Origin of the sequence: Pseudomonas sp. MD195_PC81_125 (genome assembly GCF_014060985.1) — a bacterium.
Taxonomy (GTDB): domain Bacteria; phylum Pseudomonadota; class Gammaproteobacteria; order Pseudomonadales; family Pseudomonadaceae; genus Aquipseudomonas; species Aquipseudomonas parakoreensis.
The window spans coordinates 1-3,800 of the sequence record NZ_JABULD010000175.1 but is presented as its reverse complement, the minus strand read 5'-3'; the positions used below and the strand labels follow the sequence as shown (position 1 = coordinate 3,800).

Sequence of the window (3,800 nt, the reverse complement as noted above, 5' to 3'; positions counted from 1 at the left end):
GACAAACCAGAAGTCTGTCGGGGGTTTTCTTTTGCCTGGGAAGCATCAGGCGTCTCGCGACGCCTGACCCGGCTCAGCTTATTGGCAAGCTTCGCAATCCGGCTCGTCGATCGCGCAAGCCTTTGGCACTGGCGCCGGACCGGCGGGAGCGGCCAGAACCGAATCGTCGCCGTGGTTGCCGCCGCTGGAAACAGCGTTCAGCTTGCCGGTGTTGATGGTCGACTTCTCGGTGCTGGTCGCGGCCAGGGCACGGAGGTAGTAGGTGGTTTTCAGACCACGGTACCAGGCCATGCGGTAGGTCACGTCGAGCTTCTTGCCCGAGGCGCCGGCGATGTACAGGTTCAGCGACTGGGCTTGGTCGATCCACTTCTGACGACGGCTGGCGGCGTCAACGATCCACTTGGTGTCCACTTCGAACGCGGTCGCGTAGAGCTCTTTGAGTTCTTGCGGGATGCGCTCGATCTGCTGCACCGAACCGTCGTAGTACTTCAGGTCGTTGATCATGACCGAGTCCCACAGACCGCGAGCCTTGAGGTCGCGAACCAGGTACGGGTTGATCACGGTGAATTCGCCCGACAGGTTCGATTTCACATACAGGTTCTGGTAGGTCGGTTCGATCGACTGCGAGACGCCGGTGATGTTGGCGATGGTCGCGGTCGGTGCGATGGCCATGATGTTGGAGTTACGAATGCCTTTCTGTACACGGGCGCGAACCGGTGCCCAGTCCAGGGTTTCGTTCAGGTCAACGTCGATGTACTTCTGGCCGCGCTGTTCGATCAGGATCTGTTGCGAATCCAGCGGCAGGATGCCTTTGGACCACAGCGAACCGTTGAAGGTCTCGTACGCGCCGCGCTCGTCGGCCAGGTCGCAGGACGCCTGGATCGCGTAGTAGCTGACCGCTTCCATCGACTTGTCGGCGAACTCGACGGCCGCGTCGGAACCGTAAGGGATGTGCTGCAGGTACAGCGCGTCCTGGAAGCCCATGATGCCCAGACCGACCGGACGGTGGCGGAAGTTGGAGTTCTTCGCTTGCGGCACCGAGTAGTAGTTGATGTCGATCACGTTGTCGAGCATGCGCACGGCGGTGTTCACGGTGCGTTGCAGCTTGGCGGTGTCCAGCTTGCCGTCGACGATGTGGTTCGGCAGGTTGATCGAGCCCAGGTTGCAAACGGCGATCTCGTCCTTGTTGGTGTTCAAGGTGATCTCGGTGCACAGGTTCGAGCTGTGAACCACGCCGACGTGCTGCTGCGGGCTGCGCAGGTTGCACGGGTCTTTGAAGGTCAGCCACGGGTGGCCGGTTTCAAACAGCATGGAGAGCATTTTGCGCCACAGGTCTTTGGCCTGGATGGTCTTGAACAGCTTGACCTTGCCCGGGTACTCGGTCAGGGCTTCGTAGTACTCGTAGCGCTCTTCGAAGGCTTTACCGGTCAGGTCGTGCAGATCCGGTACTTCGGAAGGCGAGAACAGGGTCCATTTGCCGTCATCGAAGACGCGCTTCATGAACAGGTCAGGGATCCAGTTGGCGGTGTTCATGTCGTGGGTACGACGACGGTCATCACCGGTGTTCTTGCGCAGCTCGATGAACTCTTCGATGTCCATGTGCCAGGTTTCCAGGTAGGCACACACAGCGCCTTTGCGCTTGCCACCCTGGTTAACGGCTACGGCGGTGTCGTTCACTACTTTGAGGAACGGAACCACGCCTTGCGACTTGCCGTTGGTGCCCTTGATGTACGAACCCAGTGCACGCACCGGCGTCCAGTCGTTGCCCAGGCCACCAGCGAATTTCGACAGCATGGCGTTGTCGTGGATCGCGTGGTAGATGCCCGACAGGTCGTCCGGAACGGTGGTCAGGTAGCAGCTCGACAGCTGTGGACGCAGGGTACCGGCGTTGAACAGGGTCGGGGTCGAAGCCATGTAGTCGAACGAGGACAGCAGGTTGTAGAACTCGATCGCACGGTCTTCTTTCTGCTTCTCTTCGATCGCCAGGCCCATGGCCACGCGCATGAAGAAGATCTGCGGCAGTTCGAAACGCACGCCATCCTTGTGGATGAAGTAACGGTCGTACAGGGTCTGCAGGCCCAGGTAGGTGAATTGCTGGTCGCGCTCGTGGTTGATCGCCTTGCCCAGTTTTTCCAGGTCGAAGGTGGCCAGCACAGGGTTCAGCAGTTCGAACTCGATACCTTTGGCGATGTAAGCCGGCAGTGCCTTGGCGTACAGGTCGGCCATTTCGTGGTGAGTGGCGCTCTCGGCCACGCCGAGGAAGCCCAGGCCTTCGGCACGCAGGGTGTCCATCAGCAGGCGGGCGGTGACGAACGAGTAGTTCGGCTCACGTTCAACCAGGGTACGCGCGGTCATCACCAGTGCGGTGTTGACGTCGTTCAGGGCCACGCCGTCGTACAGGTTTTTCAGGGTTTCGCGCTGGATCAGGTCGCCATCGACTTCAGCCAGGCCTTCGCAGGCTTCGGTGACGATGGTGTTCAGGCGGCCCATGTCCAGCGGCGCGAGGCTGCCGTCGGCGCGGGTGATGCGGATCGACGGGTGCGCGTCGACTGCGGCTTCGACCGGGGTATGGGCTGCGCGTTCTTTCGAGCGGGCGTCACGGTAGATCACGTAGTCGCGCGCGACTTTCTGCTCGCCGGCACGCATCAGGGCCAGTTCGACCTGGTCCTGGATTTCTTCGATGTGGATGGTGCCGCCCGACGGCATGCGACGCTTGAAGGTCGCGGTGACTTGTTCGGTCAGGCGGGCAACGGTGTCGTGGATTCGCGACGAAGCGGCAGCGGTGCCGCCCTCAACTGCGAGAAACGCTTTGGTGATAGCGACGGTGATCTTGTCATCGGTGTAAGGAACGACAGTGCCATTACGCTTGATCACGCGCAGTTGACCAGGCGCGGTGGCGGCCAGATCCGAATTCGAATCGGCGGCCTGCGGCAAGGTGCCCTGCGGGTTCTCGCGAGTTGTGTCGGTTTGCATGGGGGGTGATCTCCACATTCTCTATGTTTGTTTGGGCACCATCATGGTGCTCACCGTTCTGGTCCGAAGCACTACAACCGACGGGCGTCGGGCATAACAACTTCGGATCAGTAGGAAAAAGGCTAATGACGCCGCATCCTTGCCGAAGTTTTTGGCTGCGAGCCAGGGCTCGAGCCGGATTCCTTCCCGGATGACAGTAATGACTGCAACACCCGTACCGTTCCGGTCGTTTCCGACCTGAAAAACGGCGCCATCCGCAAGTGCGGTTTGGGCTTTGAAAAACTTGCTTGGTTCAACCGGAAACTGGCAATAAAGCGCTTGAGTTTCAGGCCCGAAATGTGGTTGGTCGCCTGAGCGGAAAACCCTATATGTAGGGTCTCTCCTCGCGCCGTGCTACAAGATAATGCGTTTCGAGAGGGCTTGCAACGTACTAGCTGTGGATAAACCTGTGCGTAAATTGTGTAAGAAACCAGGAATTCCCGTGTAGGCCGCGAACCTGCTGAGCCAGACCGTTTGTCACTGTTTTTCACGCGGGAAAAACGCTTCAGCGGATTTTTAAGGGCGCGAACCCTATCACAAAAAACCGCCTTGTCCGAACGCATTTGCCGACTTGTGTTCTGCCGGTACGCCGTTTATACAATCGGGCGGCGTTTACCCATTCTTATGCTCCTCAAACATGACAAAAGGTCGGGAGGATCTAAAACTGTGGGAGCGAGCCTGCTCGCGAATGCGTCGGCAGGTTCAGCATCAACGTTGACTGATCCAACGCTTTCGCGAGCAGGCTCGCTCCCACATGAATTGTGCTGCGTCGTAAGGTTCTTCCTTTA

At 59.1% G+C, this 3,800-nt stretch carries 1 protein-coding gene; it reads right to left on the bottom strand.

What is annotated here, in order from left to right; all coding sequences use genetic code 11:
* Window positions 1-78 precede the first annotated feature (78 nt).
* Window positions 79-2,973, bottom strand: a complete 2,895-nt coding sequence (locus HT737_RS07660) for a ribonucleoside-diphosphate reductase subunit alpha (protein WP_182402068.1) — start codon at window positions 2,971-2,973, stop codon at window positions 79-81.
* Window positions 2,974-3,800 lie beyond the last annotated feature (827 nt).

What these genes read in the sequence shown, in the direction of transcription:
- HT737_RS07660 (WP_182402068.1), bottom strand. Translation starts at nt 2,973, where the DNA reads ATGCAAACCGACACAACTCGCGAGAACCCGCAGGGCACCTTGCCGCAG.